Raw genomic sequence first — 22022 nt, 5'->3', positions numbered from 1 at the left:
TTTCTTGAATCTGGTCTAATCTAACAACAGGACTGAGGCGATAATCATACTATGGAAATCTCAAGTAATGTGGCAAGAGTTTCAGGATTAGGAGAACCGTATATGTATGTTTCTCCTACATACAACACGCAAGCAGTGGAACAAGTGGAAGCGATCCAATCCCGCTCCTACCAGCCAAAATTTCCAAATTCCGAAACCAAAAATCAAGCTCAGGAAATCCAATCCACTCCAGAAGCCAAAGCCAGTTACAAACCTGGAAACCTAGTCAATCTTTACGCTTAAACCCAGCTTCCCACGAATGGATCCAAAGTTCGTGGCGTGCCAAAAAACTGCGAAATGGAAATCCTAACACGTTAAGATAAGATCCTTTCCACATTTTTACGGGTCCATTTTTATCCTGAATTCCGTAAGAACCAGCTTTATCAAATGGTTTGTAATCTTTAATATAGGTTTCAATTTCCGATTCTTTCCAATCTTTAAATTGGATTAAGGTCTCTTCGAAGAAAAAATTAGCTCCAGAACTATGCTTAAGAACAGCACCCGAAAAGACGGAATGTTCTTTTCCTGAAAGGTATTTTAGAATTCGAAAGGCATCTGATTCATCCACTGGTTTGTGGAGAATCTCGTTTTTATAGACAACAATCGTATCACATGCCAAATAAAGATTGTTTGGTTCAAATTGGTATCCCAGTTTAGAGTGAACCATTCGTTCTAAATATTGTAGTGGATTTTCGTTTTCATATTGAGATTCATCTATGTGTTCGGGTTGGATGAGGAATAAAATACCCAAATCAGAGAGGATTTGTTTTCTTCTAGGTGATGCCGATTTTAAAATAAACAATTTCTTGCTATTCCTTATGGGATATTGTTTAGTTAGTCCATGGTGAGTCCAAGATTTTTTACACTTCTTATAGTGGCATTCGTTTTAGTAATTGGTTGTAAGCGGGGTTATTCAGAAGACATCCAAGATTGTAATCCCATCGCAGATTATTATGAAAAGGGAACCCATTATATTCGAAGGGATTTAGTAAAAGATGATAATACACTAGACTACAAAAAACTAATGGAAGATACAAAGCCACAAGCTAGCGAATGTTATCCATCCAATCATGAGGTAAAATGAGTTTATTTGATGTAAAAGGTAAAACAATTTTAATTACAGGTGCAAGCCGTGGTATTGGTAAATCATTAGCGCTAGGATTTCGTGACGCTGGAGCCATTGTTTATGGTGCTGGTTCCAAACCAGAATCAATCAATTGGATGGAAAAAGAAGGGATCCATGGTGTTGTCTTAGATGTGAGAAGTGAAGGTTCTGCCTACGAAGTCATAGGTCAAATAAAAGCCAAACATGGCAGATTGGATACCTTAATCAATAATGCAGGTATCGCAACAAATACACCCGCATCTGGTTTTAAAGAGGATGAATTACAAAACATAGTCCAAACTAATTATGTTGGCGTTTTCAGAAATTGCCAAGCGTATTACAAACATCATAAAAAAGAAGGTGGAAATATCATCAATGTTGCATCTGTCCTAGGAATGGTTGGGAGTAAACTCGCTTCTGTATATTCAGGAACAAAAGGAGCTGTTATCACATTATCAAAAGCACTGGCAATAGAGTGGTGTAATAATGGATATCGAGTCAATGTGATTTGCCCAGGTCTCATCGATACTGATATGACAGACATGATTAAGGATAAAGAATTTATTATGAAACAAGTGTTAGCTGGAATTCCTATGGGTAGACTTGGAAAACCAGAAGATATTTTAGGTGCTGCTATTTATCTAGCTTCAGACTCTTCTTCCTATATGACAGGACAGTGCATTGTCCTTGATGGAGGATTAACTGCTCAATAGCAGAATTTTCTATGATCATTTATCTCCATCCAGAAAATCCTGAAGTTCGCAAACTCAAACAAATTTCAGAAAGGTTGAAGGATGGAGCGATTTATATTTTTCCTACAGATACAGTTTATGCGATCATTGCAGATGCTCATTCAAAGACAGCAGTGGAAAAAATTTATTCGATCAAAAAATTACCAAAAGATAAACCTCTTTCCCTCTTATGCAAAGATATTTCAATGGCATCCCATTTTATCGAATATTTGCCTAACTCTGCTTATCGTTTTATGAAACGTGTAACTCCTGGTCCATTTACATTCGTATTAAAAGCGAATAAGAATTTACCAAAACCCTCCATTGCCCATCATAAAGATAAACAGATTGGCATTCGTATTCCAGATCATATATATTTACAAGAGCTCTTAAAGATTCATGATTCTCCTCTTACCTCAACGTCGGCTTTTAGCAATGATGAATTCATAATTGATATAGATGATCTAGATTCAATCTATGGCAATCTCGTTGAAGGAATTGTGGATGGGGGAATTGTAAAAACAGAGTTATCCACCATGATCCAAATTAATGATGATTCAATAGAATTGATTCGGGCTGGTAAGGGATATGGACAAATTGAAAACGAAATTCAAAATTTAGAATGAAGCAATTCCTAATCCAGGAATTTTCCGAATGTGAGATTCAAATTCATACATTCTTTTCTCTAGATGTTTCGGTAATTTTGTTGGTAATCCAGAATTTCTGTATTTGATGATCGGAATAATTTTATAGTCTCGTGGATTTACCCATACAGGTTCACTTTCTACATTGAATATTCTTTTTTGATTTTGATCTCCAATTTCCAATACAAATGATAAAATAATTCCTCCATCCGTATATAGTCTGTTCTGCGCTGAAAGGAAGTTTCCTAAGGAATAGGCGATTAGTTTATCCTCATTCGAGTTTACATCTCGGTAAAAATCTAATTTCTGTACAACATGAGGATGGCCTCCAATGATAATATCTGCTCCAGCATCGATTCCAATATTAACCCATTTTTGTTGTGAAAGGCTTGGATTCTCTTCATACTCATTACCATAGTGATACCATAAGATGATAAAATGAACTCCCTTTTCTTTTGCGTATTTTATATCAGTTCGAATTTGATCTTCATTTAGGATGCGGACAATGCGGCCATCACGAACAGGAATTCCATTTGTAGAATAGGTATAGTTGTAGACTGCAATTTTAATTCCATTTACTTCCTGAATTAAATCTTTGCGTCTTTGGAAATCATCAAGAGAAACATAAGAACCAATTGGAATCATATTATACTCAGTTACTTTCTGGATTGTTGTGTCGATTCCGTAAGATCCTTTATCAGCTGAGTGGTTATTTGAAGTAGATAAAATATCAAAACCAGATTTTTCTAAACCTTTCAAATATCCAACAGGAGTTCCAAATCTTGGATAACCTGAATATTCATTTGATTTTTCTGTAATAGTTGTTTCTAAATTTCCAAATGTTAGATTTGCATTTTGTAAAGATTCTGCAACATATTCGAAACTTTTAAAGGAATCATATGTTTTTGTTTTCACATCAAGATAAGAAGAGATCTGAGAAGAATGGCACATTAGATCACCGACAAATTTAATTCTCACTTGCCGAATGGGCGTAAAATCTGGAAGAGTGTAGCAAGAAAGGAATGAAACTGTGAATAATAGTATGAAAGAAAAATTATTTATCTTATTTGCCATTGGAATTTATTTTATACTAACTAGTTGTAAATGGGAACAGGACTATAAACGCGCAGCATTTGTTTCCATGCAACCAGATACCGATCTGATTCTTGCACCTTATCCGTTTAATATATTTGATAGGGAAGCAAGAGACGCAATCACTCTTTCACATTATTCTAAAGAAGAAATCAAAAATATCTTAGCAGAAAATGAACTATCATGGGAGCAGCTCAATTCTGATTGGAATTTGGAAACTGAGGATGAACATTTTTCAAAGGAAGTCAATTACACTTCTCATTATACACAATACTCTTATGATACAGAAATTCCCATTTGGATTTATGGACCAAAATGGTTTGAAAATGGAGTGTATTCAGATGAAATTTTCCAACAACACATTCCAGCTATTTATGCAAAAATCTTAAATTATAAATTTATAAATCAGATACCTTTACATGCTTTTAATAAGATTTTTAAAAATACAGATGTAAAACCAGAAATCATTGTTACAATCGTCGTAGACCAAGGAGGGAGACAACTTTATAAAGCACACAAAGGTGCGTATCCATTTTTAGAATCATTGTCCTCAAACTCTGCTTATTTTAAAAAGGGAAAAGTCATTCATTTAGAATCTCATACTGCCGTAGGACATATGGCAATTGGTACTGGTACATTTCCAAAAGACGCAAAGATTTTCTCAAATGAAATTTATACTTATGTTGATGGCAAAGTGAATCATCGACCAGTTTACCAAGGAATGGATAAAAACTTTGATTTAAGCGAATTACAATCTGCGAGTTTTTCTGATGAGTGGGATCTATCTCAGAATAATCTTCCAGTCATTATTAGCCAGTGTTATGCGAATCGTGCTGCTGTTGGAATGGCTGGGCACGGTAAAGAATACAAACAAAGTGAAAGTGCAAACCAATCAGTCACTCCAGATTCTGATTATGTATATTGGCAAGATGCAAAAAAATTAGCTTGGTCAACTTATTCCAATGCGTTCCAATTACCTTTGGCTTCACAGAAATATAATCTGTATTCATTTTATTTAGAAAATAAATCTTCAATCAAGACACATTTTGATGCAAAGGATCCAATTGACTTACTTTCAAAAATTCACCATTTCCAAGCTTCTGAATTCCAGGTAAAAATGGATGGTGCTTTATTTCGAGATACAATCGAGGAAACGATATTAAAACAAAACAAACATACAGATGGAATCACTGACTTAGCATATTTAACATTAAAAGCAACGGATGCTGTTGGTCATTTGTATGGGTGGGAAACTCATGAAGCAAAACAAGTTTTACATGCAACAGATAAAGAAATTGAAACAATCTTTGAATTTTTAAAAAAACACTATGGAGATAAATTTGTTTTGTTAATTACGGCTGATCATGGTGCAGCTCCAATGCCGGAAATATCCAATGGACTCTTTTTAACCCATGAAACATTTTTTGCTAATGTGAATGAACTTTTACCTGAATCAGAAAGAAACAAAGTTTCTTTAATCAAATGGGTGACTCATTCACAAGTATCGTTAAACAAAGATTTGATGAAACAGTACAATATTAGCGAAGATATGATCATTGATAAAATTTTATCAATCAAGGTGAAAGACAGGAAATTTTTTCGGAAAATTTGGAAACGTAACGAGATACCGAATGTTTCCTTTTAGGAACCATTCGGTTTCAACATTATTTTTTCTTTACCGTAGGCTCATCCTTTTTGAAGTCTTTGAGTCTTAAAAATACTTTGATTTCTTCAAAATCTATGCGGTCCAAACTGACAGTTACAGGATCTCCTATAAAAAATATTTTTGAATACTTTTTAGAATAGAAGGAAAAATCATTTTTGATCACTACTTCAAACTCATCAGTAAACTCTGATTTATCTAGAACACCCTCAAGATTTGAAATATCAAGTTCCACAAAGATTTGAGAAGGTCTTATTCCAACTATAAAACCCTTAAATTCTTTAATTCCAGTTGATTCTAAATAACGAAATGATTTGATTTTAACGATGTCTCGTTCTGCATCCGCAGCACGTCTCTCTTCTTCAGAACAATGAAGTCCCATAACAGCAATTTCACTATCTGAATATTCTTTATCACCTTCAAGTAACGTTGCATGTAAAACTCGATGTACGATTAAATCAGGATAACGTCTGATAGGAGAAGTGAAATGGCAATAGTCTTTAAATCCCAATCCCCAATGACCAAGTGGATCTGCTCCGTAATACGCCTGCATAAAACTTCGAAGGAGTAGATAATTGAAAATTTTTCCGACGGAATTGTCTTGGATTTCTTTCACTGCCTTCATGATTTCTGAATAACTCGTATCATGGATTTGTACATTGTATCCATTGAGTTGGAGAAAATGATTTAATGTTTCTAGTTTTTCTTCATCCATTGGTTCATGAATTCGATGAAGAGTTGGAATTTTCTTTTTTCTCAAAAATTCATCCACCTTTAAGTTTGCGGATAACATGAGTTCTTCTATGAGAATATGGCTTGTAAGTCGCTCTCTATTCTCAATTCCAATTGGTTCTTTTCGTTCATTCCATGTGATAGTTGTTTCGCGAAGATTTAAATCGATTCTTCCCGTTTTCATCCTTTGTTTACGGAGTGCATCAGTGAATAAGGATACTTGGTACATCCAATTATTTGGATCTTGGGCTTTGATTTCCTCTTCCGCCATCTCATAGGTGTAACGTTGTTTTACTTTGATGATAGATTTATAAAATTTTGCATTATAAATTTCACCAGTTTTACTTGCTTCCATTTCGACAGTGAACGCCAATCGATTGGTATTAGCGACGAGACTACATAGGTCTTCTGAAAGAATTGGAGGTAACATTGGAACCACACGGTTTGCTAAATAAACCGAAGTTGCTCTTTCATATGCTTCCTTGTCTAAAGCTGATCCTTTATCTACATAATAGGAAACATCAGCAATATGAATCCAAACTCGCAGTCTATTTCCTTCATCTACAAAACTGATAGCATCATCAAAATCCTTTGCTGTGATACCATCGATAGTGACGGCATATAAATCACGTAGGTCAGTTCGACTATTCCAATCGGTGACAGTTTTCTCTGATACTTCTTCGGGAAAATCCAAAGGAATAAAATCTGGATGAACTGGATCATAATTGTATTTCATTAAGATCCTTTGTAAGTCAGAATCTTCTTTTGTATCAGATTCAAATCGTATAAAACTTACATCATAAAGGTTGTCTTGGGGTTCTGCACCTTCTTTTAGCTTAACTATCAATACATCATTGATATTGATGGCATCAAAACTGTCCTTTAAGATAGACTTAACATGTAAGACTCCCTCTTTTCCTTCGCCTAACATATCTAAGAAATTACCAAACACAAATTTGTTTGTTTTTTCTCTTACCTTCATTCGGTAGAGGATACGACCTCTTTTCAAAACTTTGGTTACTTCTGCTTCTAAACGATCTTTTTTACCAACTCCAAGAGGGATTACTTCTACTTTGTCACCTGTGATCGCAGTGTTTGTGAGTGGTCCAGGGACAAAAATTTCATTTTTGGAAGGTAAGGAAATAAAACCATCACCACGTCTTGAAATTGAAATTCGACCAGTAAGTCGAAACGGATTCGCAACAGTGAAATACTTTTTGTTTGGGATGAGTAAACCCTCTTCTTCTAGAAGGTTACAAAGTTGGTCGATGAGAAATTCGATTTCCTTTCTTGGAACTTTTTCTTTTCGTTTAAAAGATTTTACTTTTTTTGAGTTTGGGTCGGGTCGTTTGAATTCACTTGATTCGGTGAATTTTTTTTTGATCTCTTGTCTTGTGATATCTTTACCAGCTTTTTGGTCTAGGTATTCGATGATTTTTCTTTGTATTTTATAGGTATCCATAAATTCATTTTTGATCTACATATGTCCCACGGATGTAATTGGGAAGGAGCGTTAAATAAGTATAATCATTAAGTTTAGATTGTTTCATTTGTTCGAAACTATACTGCAGTATAGACGATAAATTTAGATTTGTCGCTTCAATTTTTATAGCATCTTTTGGATAAAAACTAGGCAATATTCCTGTATAGTACCAATTGTTAGGTGTCATTTTCTCAGTTTCGAGCCAGAGTCTGATTTCCTCTGGAGTTTGGTCTTTTGTTTCACTAAAAGAAACGCCATCAAAAAACTTTGTATAGTATTTCCCTTGTTTTCCATCTAAACAAATGATCGATTTTTGGTTTGTATATTGATTCGGATTCTGGAATTCAATTTGAGAATTGTTATTTTGTAATCCAATTAGATATATATGAGTAGTATCGAATCCCATTACAGGTATTTCCCATAATTGTCCTAGATCTCTCGCTGTCGTCACTGTGATTCGTATTCCAGTAAAGGATCCTGGCCCATGGGGAACAAAAATGACATCAGGTTTTTTGATTTGGGATTGAGTAAGGACCTTTTGGATCATTTCTACCAAACGATACGAAGCTTCTTTTGGTGAGGTTTCCATGATCTGGGCATGGATTTTCATTTTCGAAAATCCATCATTGGATCCAACTAAAACATGAATCCAATCTTGTGTTGTATCAAAATACAATATTTTCATACAACTTCCTCAGCCGACCATTCGATGGTGTAGGATCGATTTTCAAAGTTCTCTGATGTGATGGTGATATAAATTCGATTTTCCTTTGGGAGAAGTGGTTCGGCCTTTTGCCACCATTCAATGGCTGTTACATCTTCTTTTCCCCAGATTTCTTCAAATCCCAAATTCTCTAATTCGTCCAAAGAATGAATTCTGTATAAATCAAAATGTACCAAACGCATCTTATGCGAATCATAAATATTATAAAGTGAAAATGTAGGAGAATTGATTGAACTATTTGTTCCATAACGGGAAAACCATTCTCGAATGAATGTAGTTTTTCCCGCACCCATTTCGCCCGAAAATAGAAGGATAGGTTTTTTTCCTTGGATCAGAAAAGAATCGATGATGGTGTCCAAAGTAGAAAAAACAGGTTGTAACTCAGTTTCTCTCAATGAGAGAAAATTCGCTTTCATTGCTTAAAAAATTTCTCCACATCGAAGGAATCAAATTGGTAGGCTGTTCGACAAAATTCACATGTAATTTCGATTTTACCCATCTCATCGATGATAGAATTTGCTTCTTGTTCCCCTAGAGATGCAATGATATCAGCAACTTTATGCCTAGAACAGTCACATAAGAATTCTGGTGTCTCTTTACTGAGAACTTCCAAAGAAGAACCAATTTCTTTCTCCAGTGCTTCTAACATCGAATCAATCCCAAGATTCCAAAACGCTTCCTTTGTAATGAGTGAATTTATTTTACTTCGTAAAAAAATAAAACTTTCTTCTGTGGCATCTGGCAATGCTTCAAAGAAAACACCTTTCGCTGAAAAATCATTTCCTGGAAAGTCGAACGGTACCACATCCATTCCCACAATTGCTCGGATTTGTTCTGACTCAGTGAGGTATTTGATGAAGTTTGCTTCAAACGTATCTTCTATTAAATTGGTATAGGATTGATAGGTATCGGATTCATAGTCCCAACGGATGACTTTCATGATCCCTTGGCCCAGAATGAATTCATTCCGAATGTCCCCTTCCGCATGGGTTGTCGAATAAGCAACGGATTTCATTTTTCCATAACGATCACTATAAGCTAATGCTTGTTTATTGGATTCATCTTTCCATTGGATGCTGACTTTCTGTTGGTTCTTCGTCATTTCGGCGAGGAATAAGGCTCCCATCATGGTTTTGGATAAAAAAACAGACATTTCTTTGTTAAGAGAATGTAGGAACATTGGTTCTTTGGCAGTTTCGGTTAGATTTACAATGGTAAATCGGTAATGATGAGTATTGGAGATTCCTAAAATAACTTGGTCAGACATTATTTGATTGAAAGGGGTGTTTTCTGATTCAGTCTGTGTCACAAGATAGATTCTGCAATCGCAAAAAGGAAAAATATGATCTTTGGAGCCTGTTATTACCCAGAACAATGGAACCCTAAGGACTGGGACGAAGACCTTAAAATCATGAAAGAAATGGGTCTTTCATCGGTTCGCCTCGCAGAATTTGCTTGGGGGATGATGGAACCCAAAGAAGGGAAATTTGATTTTTCCTTGTTTGATGCAGTTTTAGAAAAAATTCAAAGATATGGTATGACTGCCATCTTAGGCACACCTACGGCAACGTTTCCACCATGGTTGTACCAAAAATTTCCAGAAATTGTCCAAGTATCAAAAGATGGAATTGTTCGTGGGATAGGTACAAGACGCCAAGCTTGTTTTTCATCACCTGCCTATAAAAAAGCGACAGAAAGAATTGTCACTGCGATGGCTAAACATTTTGGAAACCATCCTGCAGTTGTTGGTTGGCAAATTGACAATGAACCTGGCCATGAGGGTTCCGATGTTGACTACTCTCCATTGGCTGAAAAAAATTTTAGAACGTGGTTAAAACAAAAATATAAGACTTTGGAATCGCTTAACAAACGTTGGGGGAATATTTTCTGGGGTGTGATTTATTCAGACTGGAACCAAATCCCTCTCCCAGGCGCACATGTAGCGAGTAATTTTAATCCTGCGATGATCCAAGATTATTATCGCTTCCAATCCGACGAATTGGTGTCTTATATCCATTTCCAAGCAGAGATCCTTCGTAAGTACAGCAAAGGTAAACCACTCACTACCAATTTATACCCGTCACCTTTTTTACCTGTAACAGACATGTACGAAATGTTCAAAAAACTAGACTATGTTTCGTGGGACAATTATCCTGTTTGGGGGAACCAACAAGAACCATACCCTCATCCTTTGGTGACTGCCACACAACAATATTCTCGAGGACTTAAAAACAAACCATATACAGTGATGGAACAATTCTCTGGTGTGCAAGGCCATGATACGTTAGGTTATCTACCACCTCCTGGTCAAATTGGACTTTGGTTAACACAAGCGATTGTCAATGGTGCCAATCAAATTTATTTTTTTCGTTACCGCACTGCAAGGTTTGGACAAGAACAATTATGTTATGGAATTTTAGATCATGGGAAACGCAAAACTTCCAAATACTATGAACTCAAACAAACCATAGAAGATATCAAAGAATTTGCGGAAGATGTTGCCGATTCACCTTACCCAGCAACGGTTGCGATCCTACATGATATTGAAAATTCAAGAAATTATAAACACCAACCATTAAGTGATGGCCTTCGTTTTGCTCCAGTTCCATTTGCTCAAGTGGGATATGATATAGAACTTGCTACTTGGTTTGCTGGAACGAATGTGTTAAATGTAAATGCACATTCATTACCAATTCATGCTGATATGGATTGGTCAAATTACAAAGTTCTCACACTTCCTCTTTATACAATGTTCGATCCTAAGATTGTTGAGAAATTAAAATCCTATGTGAACCAAGGTGGAACATTGGTTTTAGGGTATCGATCGGGAATAAAGGATAAAGACCACTGGATGGTAGAAGAACCTGTTCCTGGTGTGTTTGCTGAGATGGCAGGAGTAGAAGTATTCCAATTTGAAGCGCCTGCCACAACTAAGGTAGGAATTCGAATGGGATTTTGGCCATTAAAAGGATCCAAATTTTGCGAAATTTTGGAACCAAGAACGGCAAAAGTTTTAGCACGTTACCGTGACAAAAAGAAATTCTATTCAGGAAAACCAGCCATCACAGTGAATCAATTTGGAAAAGGAAAGGTCTATTATGTAGGAACTTCCTTAACACCTGAAAGTTTTGTCCTTCTCTATCGTCGGATTCTGAAAGATGCAGGAGTTCGATTTGGTTTACTTGGTTCCACAATTGAAAGGCATATCCGAGAGGGAAAACGTTTTAATTATGAAATCACTATGAACCATTCGAATCAATATAAATTGGCTGGTTTATCTATCTTAAAACCTTTTGGATATAAAATCAAAAAAATTGAAAAATAGAATCATATTTGAAAACGAGAAATGAAAGTACAAGATTATAGATCCATCAATCGAATGTTGGGAGATGTTTCAGGAAAAAATAAAGTCGGGGATGTTTATGTAGATAATTTACATTCACCTTACATTCAATTTTCTGATCGTTTTACAATCCATGGAACATCAATCACGGAACCTGAGTATGGTGATATCAAGGATTTTGTTCAAACTGTGATTAAATTTTTACCAGAAGCAGTTGAAGGTACAAGTTTGTTACCTGAACCGAGGCCAAAACGCGAAACTGGAAAATTGTTTTTTGTCAGACCAATGATGTTTGGTGCTTACCAGTTTTTATATGTATTTTCTGTTGATATGTTGTATTTGGGTGGTGCCAAATCAGAAGAAATCAAAAGAGCTGGTTCTCAAAATATGACACCAACGATTGTAACAGATCGATTGTATTTTCAGGTTAAAGTTATACCGATCAAAACGCTCAAGGAAGAGGGAGAAAACGTTCTTGATTTTGAAGCGAAACGATTCCAAGGAGGAGAGTTTCGTGTTGAATCGGAAAGAGACGAAAACAAACCAATTCGGAAATTTTCTGAAATTTTTGATGAAATCGACTTTTCTGATACCGAATCAAAAATCAGAGAAGAGTTAGGAATCACGACAGACATTTGGAAATTGGGAAGGATTTATAGTCCTATTGGTATTGATTACCTTTCTCTTTCGTTACGTTTTTTAAATCCAAGTCTTCCAAAGACAATTTACCAATTTAAGAAATTTTATCAAATCTTAGAAAATACAAACCAAACCATTCCAGAAGAAACACTAAAATCTTTTCATGAATATCTTTCTTCCTTCGAGGTTGAAAGAACCGTTTCTAAGTCTGGGAATATTTTATGGAAAGTGAATCAAAAATTAACCGATAATGGATAAGTAATTACAATGGGTATCTCTTCACCAACGATCAATTTCCCTGTCGATGAGACAATCAAACGCATCGAGTATGTTAAAGCAAATGCCATGGGAATCATCCATGAAGCTAAAAAAATCCAAAGAGAAGTTTCTGCTATTAGATCAGATACAGATGCAGATGAAAAAGAAAGAATAGATGCCGCAGATGGAAAGTTAGGTGATATTCTCATTCGATTTTTACAGAAATCATTTCCTAAAGATGGAATTGTTTGCGAAGACAAACCACCTATTGATGGTGGTGAGTTTAAATGGGTTCTCGATCCTGTGGATGGTTCCATGAATTTTGTAAGGGGCCTTCCTCTTTATGCCATTTCTTTTGGTTTGGAACACAGAGACACACCGGTCGGTGGAGTGGTGATTGTCCCACCTCAAGAATCTGTGTATTCCGCTGTGATGGGAGAAGGTGCCTTTAAAAATGGCGAACCAATTGTCACATCACGAGTTTCGGAACTCAATCGTGCTATTTTTTCTCCCAACCTTCCTACCAAAAGAGCCCATATGATCCAAGAGATTATGGCTGATTTGTCGGGATTTTTGACCTATGCACGTTCCTTTCGCCGAACTGGTTCCTTTGTTTTGGATGTATGTTTCATTGCAGAGGGAGTTATGGATGCCATTTGGGAAAAAACAGTGAAACATTGGGACGTTTCAGCGATCTCTGTCATTTTATCAGAAGCAGGTGGGAAATTAACTGACTTAAATGGAGTTCATTACTATACAGGACTTCCTGAGTTAGTAGCATCCAACGGGGTATTACACTCAGAAATTTTAAATTTATTGAAGACAGTTCGTTCTACCGTCAGTCGAAATTGATAGAGAGAATGATTAGAATCATTCTACTTTTTTAGTTTACGATTTGCTTTTGTGAATGAGACTAGAGACAAAATACAAATACACTTAGATCCATCAGGAGACCACCATGGAACATAAACTCCCAGAACTTCCTTATGCAAAGGATGCACTCGCTCCCCATATTTCAGCAGAAACTCTTGAGTTTCATTATGGAAAACACCACCAAACTTACATTACCAATTTAAATAACCTCATCAAAGGTACAGAATTCGAAAATGTTAGTTTAGAAGACATCGTGAAAAAATCCACAGGTGGTATTTTTAACAATGCTGCGCAAGTTTGGAACCATACTTTCTACTGGCATTCTCTTTCTCCAAACGGTGGAGGAGCACCCAAAGGGGCAGTAGCTGACCTCATCACAAAATCCTTTGGATCTTTTGATGCATTCAAAGAAAAGTTCACACAATCTGCTGTGACAAACTTTGGTTCTGGTTGGACATGGCTCGTGAAAAAAGGCGATGGTCTTGAAATCGTGAATACAAGCAATGCTGGTAGCCCTTTGAAAGATGGACTGCAAGCACTTCTTACAATCGATGTTTGGGAACACGCATACTACATTGATTTCCGAAATGCTCGTCCAAAATATGTGGAAGCATTCTGGAATTTGGTAAATTGGGATTTCGCAAACAAAAATCTATAAATTCAGGATTCTCATCCTAAGCCAGAAAAGGCAGGTTCCGGAATCCGGCTCCTGCCTTTTTTATTTCTAAAATTGATTCAAAATGAATCTTGGTAACAAACATTGAGTACACTATGAGCCATTCACTTCCGAAAATCTCCATTCCTAAAAAACCCAATTACACTTCTTTAAGTTTGCCGGAAGGGATCGAGTTTTGGGAACTCTTTCGGGAGATTGAAGAGAAATACGAGAATTGTTTTCTTTTGGAATCGGCTGGTGATAACCAATATGACTCAAGGTATTCTGTCATTGGGTTTGACCCTTCCCATCTGATCAAAGGAGAACCTGGAGTTCTCGAAATTGATGGGGAACCATACAAGGTGGAAAATCCCTATTTTGCTCTTCGAAACATTACAGATTATAATTCATTAAGCATCAGTTATGCGGGAGGACTAGTTGGATACTTGGGTTACCAAAGTATGCAGTTTTTTGAGCCCAAATTACAGTTAAAACCACATCCTGATTTCCCCGCGATGATCTTCGGGATGTATTTAGATGGTTTAATTTATGATAAATTTACAGGTGAACTCATCTATTTTGATAATGGGAACAATCGCATTGACCTTGTTAAGTCAATCCTTGGCTCATTAGAAAAACCAGTTACTAAAAAACCAAAAGCAAAAGTTTCCATTGTAAGTGATGGTCTTTCCAAAGATGTCCACAAACAAATGGTAGAAGAAGCATTAGAGGAAGTGAAAGCAGGAAATACTTTCCAATGCCAAATTGGTTTTGAAGAAACATATTCAGTAGAAGGGAATCCACTAGCCATTTACGAAACCCTTCGAGAAATCAATCCATCACCTCATATGTATTATGTGAAGTTTGGTAAACGAGTGATTCTTGGTGCAAGTCCGGAATTATTATTCCGATTGAGACAAGGGGAAATGGAATCTTTCCCTCTTGCTGGCACCACTAAACGTGGCAAAGATGCAAAGGAAGATACTATCCTTGCAAGAAAACTTTTAACGGATCCGAAGGAAATTGCAGAACATAATATGTTGATCGATCTCCATCGGAATGATATTGGTCGAGTTGCAAAATTTGGAACTGTAAAAGTGAGAAGAAGATTTGATATCAAACGTTTCTCACATGTACAACATATCTCAAGTGAAGTAGTCGGTATTTTATCTTCGAAGGAAGATATGTTCTCTGGTCTTGCATCATCCTTTCCAGCTGGGACCTTATCTGGTGCTCCCAAAATAGAGTCCATGAAAATCATTGAACGAATTGAAAAATCACCACGCGGGCCTTATGGTGGAGCAGTGGGAAGTTTTGGGTTTAATGGTGACTGTACATTTGCCATTCCAATCAGAAGTTTTTTCGTAAATGATGGAAAAGGTTTTGTGAGAGCTTCAGGTGGAATCGTGTATGATTCCAAACCTGAGGATGAATACCAAGAAATTATCAATAAAATGGCATCCGTTCGTAAGGCTTTAGATTTACACAAAGATCCAATTCCTACTGAAACAAAAGGAAAAGGGTAGGGTAACACAAATGAAAGTTCTTATCTTAGACAATTACGATTCCTTTACTTATAATTTATACCAAATCATTGGCGAAATTTTAGAAGAAAGAGAAACTCCATTTCGTTTGGATGTGGTTCGTAATGATGAAAAATCATTTTCAGAAATCAAACAGGCTAACTATGATAAGATTATCATATCCCCTGGTCCAGGTCATCCAGCAGACCCAGCTTATTTTGGAGTGAGTGCTGATATTTTAAAAGAATTAGGAAAAACAACACCTATATTAGGAATTTGTTTGGGCATGCAGGGAATGGCAACAGTGTTTGGTGGAGAAGTGGTCCGTGCAAATGTTGCAATGCATGGAAAATTATCACCGATTGAGCATAATGGTAAGGGTGTATTTTCAGGTCTCACACAGAATATTGAAATTATGAGATACCATTCACTAGTGGCAAAAGAATCTTCTTTACCAAAAGATTTGGAAGTGACGGCACGTGTTTCTTCAGGTGAAGGAAAAGGTGAGATTATGGGATTACGCCACAAAACCTTTAAAATAGAAGGGGTGCAGTTCCATCCAGAATCCTTTGGGTCTGAAGAAGGCAAAGAACTACTTCGAAATTTTATTAACGGAAGATAATCTAAAAATACGAGACTTGAAACTCAAAATTCAGTTTCGTTTATTTGAGATCACCTAACATTGCTTCTTCCCAAGAAGCAAAAAAATCAAAATCATTACTTGCTTTTTGTGAATCATCATTTCCAAACAGCGAAAACTTTTTACGTTTAATTTCATTGTAAGTGGTAATTGTGTTTAATTGACCCTGTTTCGTTTTCTCAAACTTAGCATGTAATTGTGATCCACCTTTGCCTTGGGTACCTTGTATGAGTAGTGTAAAGAATTCATCAAAGTATTCATCCATATTTCCTGGGATAAAAAAATTAACGAATCCTTGAGGGATTACATAGAAAAAGTTACCATTGATTTCTTTTTTCCCAATTCTTAAAAAATTTCCGTGTAGGGTATCCACGTTTTTTTCAATTAAGGTTTTGAGTCTGTATTCTAAATTATCAATTTTTAATGTGATCCCAAAGGAACGAATTTCAATATCACCTAAGAAGTGAATTTCATGAGGCGAAAGAAAATAATCCTTAGGTGGGTTCACTGGGAAATGGAATATTAAAGTTTTTCCTTGGTTTGTAATTTTGAGTCGATGGGATGGATTTCCTTTATCCCAAATCATGATATTAAATTTAGTTTTTTCTAACCTACTGCCTGTTCGTTGGTAGAATCCTGGAAATTTAGATTTTGTGGTTTCATTCAATGTAAATTCTAAAGTTTGCCATTCGGCAGTTTCTGTTGTATGGCAATACATTACGCTACAAAGGAATTGTAAATTTTTTGAATTCGATTTTAAATCCTGATACGCATTATGATCATTTACTAATAAAACAAATTCATTCAACCATTTGAAAAAATCTCTTGGTTGGTAACCATTCAGTTTATGAATGATTTTTCGATCTACTGCGTAAATTTCCTTTTCATCCCAAGATTTTGGTGTAAAAGTTACATTGGCATAATAATCGTAATTTTTAGAATCAAATTCATACCATCTAAGATTCCAATTTTGATTTTGGTCTTTTTTTCCCGTAAGAGTGACCATTGGAAATCCATCGGAATTTTTTAATAGTTGGGATTCATTGTCGTCTGATAAAGATCCAGCAAGTGCAGCAAAAAGAATCTCATTTTTTGCAGTGGATTTAATCGATTTTTGTAAATGATCATAACCTGTCCAAAATTGGTATTGGTCTAGATTTTTATGAAGGCAATTTTGAGAACTTAAACAAATGAAAATAAGAGTAAAAAATAATGGGAGACTAAATTTCTTTTTTAAGAATTTCATATACTTCCTGGATCAGTGTTTCTTCAATTTGAGTTTGGTATGAAGAAGAGATGAGTTTTCCTGATTTATTATAAATGCGAATGTAAACCTCTCCCTTTGACAAACCATTTGTAAGTTGTCCTTTCCTATCTAACAGAATATTTTCATATTGTTTGTGTTTAGACTCTTCTATGTAGTCTTCAACAATTTTGTTGGATTCTTTTAGGTCCAGATAGAGCAAAAAATTGACTTTGTTACTGTCTTTCCAAAGTAAATTTTGCATTTTCCAGTAGAGTTTTCGCCCTTGTTTCCTGCATACTTCCACATCACGCAAAAAACATCCCATCAGAACAATGGGCTTTCCTTTGACGGAACTGTCAGAATACGATTGCCCGTATTGATCCTTCATTTGAAATTGTGGTATGGAATCTGCATTGATTGGAAGAAAGAACAAGAGCAAAAATAGAAGGATCAAACTTTTTTGCACTTTCAAAATATCGTTCATAAATCTATTAACGGCAAGTTCAAAATTAACTTTTGTTTTGTTTTTACTAATATTGAACATAACTTGTTCCCAATTCCAACAAAAAATCAAATTGATTGATTCCACAGCTTCCATTGCCTTTTTTGAAGTTGAGGAAGAGGATTGGAGACATTTATTTCCAACACAATTGAGCCAATTAAAATTAAGCAGTGCCCATTTAAGAGATCTACCCAAAATTTTGTCATCAATTCATTTCAAACGAGGGGTTTTGGCTTACGAAGATTGGGACCACTTAGTTCCCGAGTCTTACTTATCAGAAATAGAACGATTTGTTCAAAAAGTAGCGGAACAAGAACAGAAAAAAGTTTACTTATGTATTTTCAAAATTGATGATCTTTTGTCTCCGAACGTAAAAATATTAAAAACCAGTTTTTACATTATGGGTACAGAAAATGGAATTGTGATTTTATTCCAAGAAATCAATACCAATATCACTTTCCCTACTCAATATTCCTTTGAAGATTGGGTGATTTTCCAACCAAGACCAATCAAACCAATTTATAAACCAGAATTATGGCTCAAAAATAAAGATTCCATAAGTTTATACCGGGAACAAACTCAAATTAAAAATCAAATTTATGGAAATGTAATTGTTTATAAAAATTCAGAGATTATGCCGAATCCACCTATTTATCGTTATCCGAAAGAAGAGGATGTAACTCCCATTCCACAAGAGAATTGGAAATCCGTTCCAGATAAATTAAAAACTTTGGAAGAGATGAGGAAAAATAAATTGATTACGGATGAAGAGTACCAAAAGAAAAAATCAGAATTACTTAAAGAATTTTAGATTCCATCTCCATGAATGAATTCTTGCAAAAACAAATCATCTTCCGGGGGATTAGAACTAGATTTTTCCAATAATTGTTGTTTCTCGTAAAGTTTGTTTATCAATTGTTGTTGGGTTTCCACTTTCTCAAGTAGTACAGAAAAAACTTTTGCAATAGGGTCTGGCATTTGGTTGTGCTCTAGCATTTGTTCCATGCTATCCGATGTGCCATCTCCAGCTTTTACAACTTTACCTGGAATACCAACTACAGTGCATCCTGCAGGAACATTTCGCATCACAACGGAACCAGCACCAACTCGAACATGGTCTTCTACGGTGATGTTACCGAGAATTTTTGCTCCAGCTCCAATCACTACGTTTTTCCCTATTGTTGGGTGACGTTTGCCTGTTTCCTTACCAGTTCCTCCTAAGGTCACTCCTTGGAAGATTAAGGATCCAGATCCGATGATGGCTGTTTCTCCAATGACAACGCCTGCTCCATGGTCAATGAAAACGCCTGGTGCGATTTTTGCTCCTGGATGGATGTCAATTCCAGTGAGAAAACGACTCAAATAATTGAAGAGTCTAGGAATGATAGGAAGTCTTATACGATATAGAAGATGCGCTAATTTATGTAACCAAAGTGCATGCAAACCTGGGTAACAAAGTACGATTTCAAGATACGATTTTGCCGCTGGGTCAAATTTTTTTATAATTTTTATATTTTCAAACATCGAATTGTTGGAGTAAAACTAATCCTTAGACAGTTCTAAGTTTCCTAAAAGAAAGTGGAACAATATTTTTCTGATACTTCCCTTCACTTTCCAATTCTGTTTCTCTGTTTTTTGTCGGAAACTAATTGATTCTTTGCGTATTTTCGATCGAATGAATTATAAATTTATTTTTAGGTGATTCGGCCTTGGAATCCAATAAAACAACACACATTCTATTATTCTTTCTTACATTTCTCTCACTCACTTATTCGGATATTTTTTTGAATCCAGAGATTCCACAAACATTAGAGAATTATAAACTGTATTTTTTTGAAAATTGGCCCTATTCAGTATCCTTATTATTTATATTATTAGCTCATGAAATGGGCCATTATTTACCTGCAAGGTATTATGGAGTCAGAGCAAGTTTGCCTTATTTTATCCCTTTACCATTTGGTCCAATTGGAACCATGGGTGCTGTGATCAAAATCAACGACCAAATCCCAAATAAAAAAGTTTTGTTTGATATTGGAGTGGGAGGGCCGGCGGTGAGTTTAGTTCTTTCTATTGTCGTTTGGATCATTGGTATTTCAATTTCAAAAGTTGTGGAGATACCTACTGATTTTAATCGTTCAGGTTTTCTAATTTTCGGAGACAGTGCTTTCACATATTTTTCCTCACAATGGATTCTAGGACCCATTGATTTTGCTACGACGGATATCCAAGCTCATCCTTTGGCGAAAGCAGGATGGGTGGGTCTTCTTGTAACTGCGATTAATTTGCTTCCTTTTGGTCAGCTGGATGGTGGTCATGTCATTTATTCAATGTTTGGTGAATCTTATCGAAAATGGATTCATGTACTATTTGGATTTTTTTTGATTTTTGCCCTCGTTCACTTCACCTGGTTAATTTGGGGATTTCTAATTTATTATGTGTTAAAGGTTGAACATCCATTCATAAAAGATGCAATGAATGGAATTGGTAAAACTCGATTCCTGTTTGGTATTTTGATACTAGTATCTTTCCTAGTTATTTTCGTTCCAAAACCAATGACAATCGTTTCAGCATATGATAATCCTACTTTACTCGATGATCTATTTCGTCTGATAGTTAAGACAGTAGGTATAAGCGATTGAAACGTATTTGGATTTTATTATTCATTTTTACATTACCATTATTCGCACAAGAAAGTAAAGAATACAAGCTTTCTGATAAAGCGTATGGTTTAGCTTGGGATGGTGTAAATTTTTGGTACATAGATACAAATCGACGAGCAATCATTAAGATCAATGAAATAGGTGAACAAGAGATTTATAATCTAGGATTGGCGAATTTAAGAGGGATTAGTTTTGATTCTAGAGAAGGAAAAATATTAGTCGTAGCTCCAAAACAAATATTAAAATTAGATCCAAACTCAGGTGGGATCACTGATAAAATTTCAATACCGTTAGCAAACGTAGCAGGAATTGCAAGTGTAGGAAATTATTATTATATTTTGGATTTAGATTCAGGTAAGGTGCAGATTTATGATCAGTCCACTTCTTTATTAATCGGTGGATTTTTTACGGATCGCACACGACCAAGAGATATTTGTTACGGTAGAGATTCATTATGGATCTCTGATTCCGCAGATAACAGTATTTATCGATATGATACCAAAACCGGAAAAATTACTGGTTCCATTAAAACCAATTTGCGTTCGGTAAGAGGTGTGTTACTCAGTGGATCAAAACTCTGGGTTGTAGATCGAGAAAACAAAGAAATCAAAAACATTCCATTCATTGAAACAGAACGGTTCATCGCTTCAGGAGAAGAAGAATTTAATCTTGAAGTAACATTAAAGTTCAAACTTGATTCAGTATCATTATCAAAAGCCCAAATTGCTATTTTACACCCACCTTCCAATGAACAACAACGGATAAGGGGTGTTAAATTCACGGACTCTTCTTATGCACCTTACTTCATTCAAAGAAACAGAGTTCATTTAAAAAAATTATCCATTGAAGATTTACCAGGTGAGCAGATCGTAAAATATAAATTTTCATCTAAAAACCAATTTATCAAATACTATGTAACAGATGATTATTTAGATAAAGAAGCAACGTATCCAGGTGATGTAACACCATTTTACGAGAAACCACAGGAAGATATTAAATTACTTCCAAGAGACTATTTAGATTTAATTTACCAAACTAGACAAATTAGTGTTAGCATTAGTGATTTCAAAGAGAAAATGAAGGAAAATGGTATCCCTGTTCAATCTTTCCGAATGATTCGATTCGATAAAGGAAAACCAAAATCCATTCAAGATTCATTGTCTGTATTTTTATTAGGTTATGGATGGATTCCAATTGCTGATTTAGGATTAGGAAGTAATACCGATAAACGATACTTTGAGAAAAAAGAAACGGATTTGATCTTATACCAAAGTTTAAATTTGAAAAATTCGATATCTCCAGTATACTTTCGTAAAGATTCAAATTCGGAATGGGAGAATTTACCTGCAGAAATTACTTATAAAATTAAGTAAAATTGTCTTAGTTTTCTTTTTCTCATGTTCGGTTCTCCAAACGTCTATCCCTTTCTTAGTAAAGGAGGTAGACACCTCTCAGGAGAAGAAATTTAAA

At 35.5% G+C, this 22022-nt stretch carries 23 protein-coding genes; 14 read left to right on the top strand and 9 right to left on the bottom strand.

Annotation, left to right across the window (positions count from 1 at the left end):
- Positions 1-51: 51 nt before the first annotated feature.
- On the top strand, positions 52-282 hold the full coding sequence (locus ND855_RS16270; protein WP_135593246.1) for a hypothetical protein: 231 nt from the start codon (positions 52-54) through the stop codon (positions 280-282).
- Here the strand turns inward: ND855_RS16270 and ND855_RS16265 are convergent.
- On the bottom strand, positions 266-841 hold the full coding sequence (locus ND855_RS16265) for a Maf family protein (RefSeq protein ID WP_265359198.1): 576 nt from the start codon (positions 839-841) through the stop codon (positions 266-268). The two genes, ND855_RS16270 and ND855_RS16265, sit on opposite strands and share 17 nt — an antisense overlap.
- 39 nt (positions 842-880) lie before the next feature.
- On the opposite strand from ND855_RS16265, the gene ND855_RS16260 reads away from it, so the two are divergent.
- From ND855_RS16260 to ND855_RS16250, 3 genes are read left to right on the top strand one after another with little or no spacing between them, the layout of a single operon-like run.
- Positions 881-1123 carry a hypothetical protein gene (locus ND855_RS16260; protein ID WP_291876392.1) on the top strand — a complete coding sequence of 81 codons (243 nt, stop codon included), beginning with the start codon at positions 881-883 and terminating at the stop codon, positions 1121-1123.
- Positions 1120-1857 (top strand): SDR family NAD(P)-dependent oxidoreductase, encoded by a 738-nt coding sequence (locus tag ND855_RS16255; RefSeq protein ID WP_265359196.1) that lies wholly within the window; start codon positions 1120-1122, stop codon positions 1855-1857. Before ND855_RS16260 ends, ND855_RS16255 begins: the two co-directional genes overlap by 4 nt.
- A gap of 11 nt (positions 1858-1868) precedes the next feature.
- Positions 1869-2501, top strand: a complete 633-nt coding sequence (locus ND855_RS16250) for an L-threonylcarbamoyladenylate synthase (RefSeq protein WP_265359195.1) — start codon at positions 1869-1871, stop codon at positions 2499-2501.
- On the opposite strand, the gene ND855_RS16245 is transcribed toward ND855_RS16250, so the two are convergent.
- Positions 2493-3497 (bottom strand): CapA family protein, encoded by a 1005-nt coding sequence (locus ND855_RS16245; protein ID WP_265359194.1) that lies wholly within the window; start codon positions 3495-3497, stop codon positions 2493-2495. The genes ND855_RS16250 and ND855_RS16245 overlap by 9 nt on opposite strands.
- A 64-nt stretch (positions 3498-3561) precedes the next feature.
- Between ND855_RS16245 and ND855_RS16240 the strand changes: the two genes are divergently transcribed.
- Positions 3562-5256, top strand: coding sequence for an alkaline phosphatase family protein (locus ND855_RS16240; RefSeq protein ID WP_265359193.1), 1695 nt, complete (start codon positions 3562-3564; stop codon positions 5254-5256).
- A 19-nt stretch (positions 5257-5275) separates the two neighbouring features.
- Here ND855_RS16240 and ND855_RS16235 read toward each other — a convergent pair whose 3' ends face one another.
- Genes ND855_RS16235 through hslO form a run of 4 tightly spaced genes read right to left on the bottom strand, consistent with a single transcriptional unit; the run spans position 5276 to position 9480 of the window.
- On the bottom strand, positions 5276-7468 hold the full coding sequence (locus tag ND855_RS16235) for a ribonuclease R family protein (protein WP_265359192.1): 2193 nt from the start codon (positions 7466-7468) through the stop codon (positions 5276-5278).
- A 4-nt stretch (positions 7469-7472) separates the two neighbouring features.
- Entirely contained in the window at positions 7473-8174 is a 702-nt protein-coding gene (tsaB, locus tag ND855_RS16230; RefSeq protein ID WP_265355707.1) for a tRNA (adenosine(37)-N6)-threonylcarbamoyltransferase complex dimerization subunit type 1 TsaB, read from the bottom strand.
- The gene (tsaE, locus tag ND855_RS16225; RefSeq protein ID WP_265359191.1) at positions 8171-8629 is read right to left on the bottom strand and encodes a tRNA (adenosine(37)-N6)-threonylcarbamoyltransferase complex ATPase subunit type 1 TsaE; all 459 of its coding nucleotides are present in this window, start codon (positions 8627-8629) and stop codon (positions 8171-8173) included. Before tsaE ends, tsaB begins: the two co-directional genes overlap by 4 nt.
- A complete protein-coding gene (hslO, locus tag ND855_RS16220) occupies positions 8626-9480 on the bottom strand; it encodes an Hsp33 family molecular chaperone HslO (RefSeq protein ID WP_265359190.1) in 855 nt (284 codons plus the stop codon). Before hslO ends, tsaE begins: the two co-directional genes overlap by 4 nt.
- A gap of 75 nt (positions 9481-9555) precedes the next feature.
- Between hslO and ND855_RS16215 the strand changes: the two genes are divergently transcribed.
- The 6 genes from ND855_RS16215 (at position 9556) to ND855_RS16190 (ending at position 16126) form a co-directional block, all read left to right on the top strand.
- Positions 9556-11538: a beta-galactosidase gene (locus tag ND855_RS16215; RefSeq protein WP_265359189.1), complete on the top strand. Its 1983-nt coding sequence runs from the start codon at positions 9556-9558 to the stop codon at positions 11536-11538.
- Positions 11539-11559: 21 nt separating this feature from the next.
- Positions 11560-12453, top strand: coding sequence for an LIC_10030 family protein (locus tag ND855_RS16210; RefSeq protein ID WP_265359188.1), 894 nt, complete (start codon positions 11560-11562; stop codon positions 12451-12453).
- A gap of 9 nt (positions 12454-12462) precedes the next feature.
- Positions 12463-13305, top strand: coding sequence for an inositol monophosphatase family protein (locus ND855_RS16205; protein WP_265359187.1), 843 nt, complete (start codon positions 12463-12465; stop codon positions 13303-13305).
- 106 nt (positions 13306-13411) lie between these two features.
- A complete protein-coding gene (locus ND855_RS16200; protein ID WP_265359186.1) occupies positions 13412-13984 on the top strand; it encodes a superoxide dismutase in 573 nt (190 codons plus the stop codon).
- A 113-nt stretch (positions 13985-14097) separates the two neighbouring features.
- Complete coding sequence (locus tag ND855_RS16195; protein ID WP_265359185.1) at positions 14098-15507, top strand: anthranilate synthase component I family protein; 1410 nt, start codon at positions 14098-14100, stop codon at positions 15505-15507.
- Positions 15508-15517: 10 nt separating this feature from the next.
- Complete coding sequence (locus tag ND855_RS16190; RefSeq protein ID WP_265359184.1) at positions 15518-16126, top strand: anthranilate synthase component II; 609 nt, start codon at positions 15518-15520, stop codon at positions 16124-16126.
- Between the two features lie 40 nt (positions 16127-16166).
- Here ND855_RS16190 and ND855_RS16185 read toward each other — a convergent pair whose 3' ends face one another.
- Together ND855_RS16185 and ND855_RS16180 are read right to left on the bottom strand one after the other, a co-directional pair.
- Positions 16167-17390: an LIC10025 family lipoprotein gene (locus ND855_RS16185; RefSeq protein ID WP_265359183.1), complete on the bottom strand. Its 1224-nt coding sequence runs from the start codon at positions 17388-17390 to the stop codon at positions 16167-16169.
- The gene (locus tag ND855_RS16180; protein ID WP_265355697.1) at positions 17365-17934 is read right to left on the bottom strand and encodes a hypothetical protein; all 570 of its coding nucleotides are present in this window, start codon (positions 17932-17934) and stop codon (positions 17365-17367) included. Before ND855_RS16180 ends, ND855_RS16185 begins: the two co-directional genes overlap by 26 nt.
- A 31-nt stretch (positions 17935-17965) precedes the next feature.
- Between ND855_RS16180 and ND855_RS16175 the strand changes: the two genes are divergently transcribed.
- Positions 17966-18703 (top strand): SHOCT domain-containing protein, encoded by a 738-nt coding sequence (locus tag ND855_RS16175; protein ID WP_265355696.1) that lies wholly within the window; start codon positions 17966-17968, stop codon positions 18701-18703.
- On the opposite strand, the gene cysE is transcribed toward ND855_RS16175, so the two are convergent.
- Positions 18700-19416: a serine O-acetyltransferase gene (cysE, locus tag ND855_RS16170; RefSeq protein WP_265359182.1), complete on the bottom strand. Its 717-nt coding sequence runs from the start codon at positions 19414-19416 to the stop codon at positions 18700-18702. The two genes, ND855_RS16175 and cysE, sit on opposite strands and share 4 nt — an antisense overlap.
- 185 nt (positions 19417-19601) lie before the next feature.
- Between cysE and ND855_RS16165 the strand changes: the two genes are divergently transcribed.
- Both ND855_RS16165 and ND855_RS16160 read left to right on the top strand, forming a co-directional pair.
- Complete coding sequence (locus ND855_RS16165) at positions 19602-20531, top strand: site-2 protease family protein (protein ID WP_265359181.1); 930 nt, start codon at positions 19602-19604, stop codon at positions 20529-20531.
- Positions 20528-21925 (top strand): hypothetical protein, encoded by a 1398-nt coding sequence (locus tag ND855_RS16160; RefSeq protein ID WP_265359180.1) that lies wholly within the window; start codon positions 20528-20530, stop codon positions 21923-21925. Before ND855_RS16165 ends, ND855_RS16160 begins: the two co-directional genes overlap by 4 nt.
- Positions 21926-22022 lie beyond the last annotated feature (97 nt).

The organism is Leptospira paudalimensis (assembly GCF_026151345.1).
GTDB classification, from domain to species: domain Bacteria; phylum Spirochaetota; class Leptospiria; order Leptospirales; family Leptospiraceae; genus Leptospira_A; species Leptospira_A paudalimensis.
Note: the sequence above shows the minus strand (reverse complement) of the source record. Positions and strands in the feature narration are given on the sequence as shown.

What these genes read in the sequence shown, in the direction of transcription:
- ND855_RS16190 (WP_265359184.1), top strand. Translation starts at nt 15,518, where the DNA reads ATGAAAGTTCTTATCTTAGACAATTACGATTCCTTTACTTATAATTTA.
- ND855_RS16195 (WP_265359185.1), top strand. Translation starts at nt 14,098, where the DNA reads ATGAGCCATTCACTTCCGAAAATCTCCATTCCTAAAAAACCCAATTAC.
- ND855_RS16270 (WP_135593246.1), top strand. Translation starts at nt 52, where the DNA reads ATGGAAATCTCAAGTAATGTGGCAAGAGTTTCAGGATTAGGAGAACCG.
- ND855_RS16250 (WP_265359195.1), top strand. Translation starts at nt 1,869, where the DNA reads ATGATCATTTATCTCCATCCAGAAAATCCTGAAGTTCGCAAACTCAAA.
- ND855_RS16210 (WP_265359188.1), top strand. Translation starts at nt 11,560, where the DNA reads ATGAAAGTACAAGATTATAGATCCATCAATCGAATGTTGGGAGATGTT.
- ND855_RS16185 (WP_265359183.1), bottom strand. Translation starts at nt 17,390, where the DNA reads ATGAAATTCTTAAAAAAGAAATTTAGTCTCCCATTATTTTTTACTCTT.
- ND855_RS16205 (WP_265359187.1), top strand. Translation starts at nt 12,463, where the DNA reads ATGGGTATCTCTTCACCAACGATCAATTTCCCTGTCGATGAGACAATC.
- ND855_RS16235 (WP_265359192.1), bottom strand. Translation starts at nt 7,468, where the DNA reads ATGGATACCTATAAAATACAAAGAAAAATCATCGAATACCTAGACCAA.
- ND855_RS16180 (WP_265355697.1), bottom strand. Translation starts at nt 17,934, where the DNA reads ATGTTCAATATTAGTAAAAACAAAACAAAAGTTAATTTTGAACTTGCC.
- tsaB (WP_265355707.1), bottom strand. Translation starts at nt 8,174, where the DNA reads ATGAAAATATTGTATTTTGATACAACACAAGATTGGATTCATGTTTTA.
- ND855_RS16215 (WP_265359189.1), top strand. Translation starts at nt 9,556, where the DNA reads ATGATCTTTGGAGCCTGTTATTACCCAGAACAATGGAACCCTAAGGAC.
- ND855_RS16260 (WP_291876392.1), top strand. Translation starts at nt 881, where the DNA reads ATGGTGAGTCCAAGATTTTTTACACTTCTTATAGTGGCATTCGTTTTA.
- ND855_RS16255 (WP_265359196.1), top strand. Translation starts at nt 1,120, where the DNA reads ATGAGTTTATTTGATGTAAAAGGTAAAACAATTTTAATTACAGGTGCA.
- cysE (WP_265359182.1), bottom strand. Translation starts at nt 19,416, where the DNA reads ATGTTTGAAAATATAAAAATTATAAAAAAATTTGACCCAGCGGCAAAA.
- ND855_RS16240 (WP_265359193.1), top strand. Translation starts at nt 3,562, where the DNA reads ATGAAAGAAAAATTATTTATCTTATTTGCCATTGGAATTTATTTTATA.
- hslO (WP_265359190.1), bottom strand. Translation starts at nt 9,480, where the DNA reads ATGTCTGACCAAGTTATTTTAGGAATCTCCAATACTCATCATTACCGA.
- tsaE (WP_265359191.1), bottom strand. Translation starts at nt 8,629, where the DNA reads ATGAAAGCGAATTTTCTCTCATTGAGAGAAACTGAGTTACAACCTGTT.
- ND855_RS16200 (WP_265359186.1), top strand. Translation starts at nt 13,412, where the DNA reads ATGGAACATAAACTCCCAGAACTTCCTTATGCAAAGGATGCACTCGCT.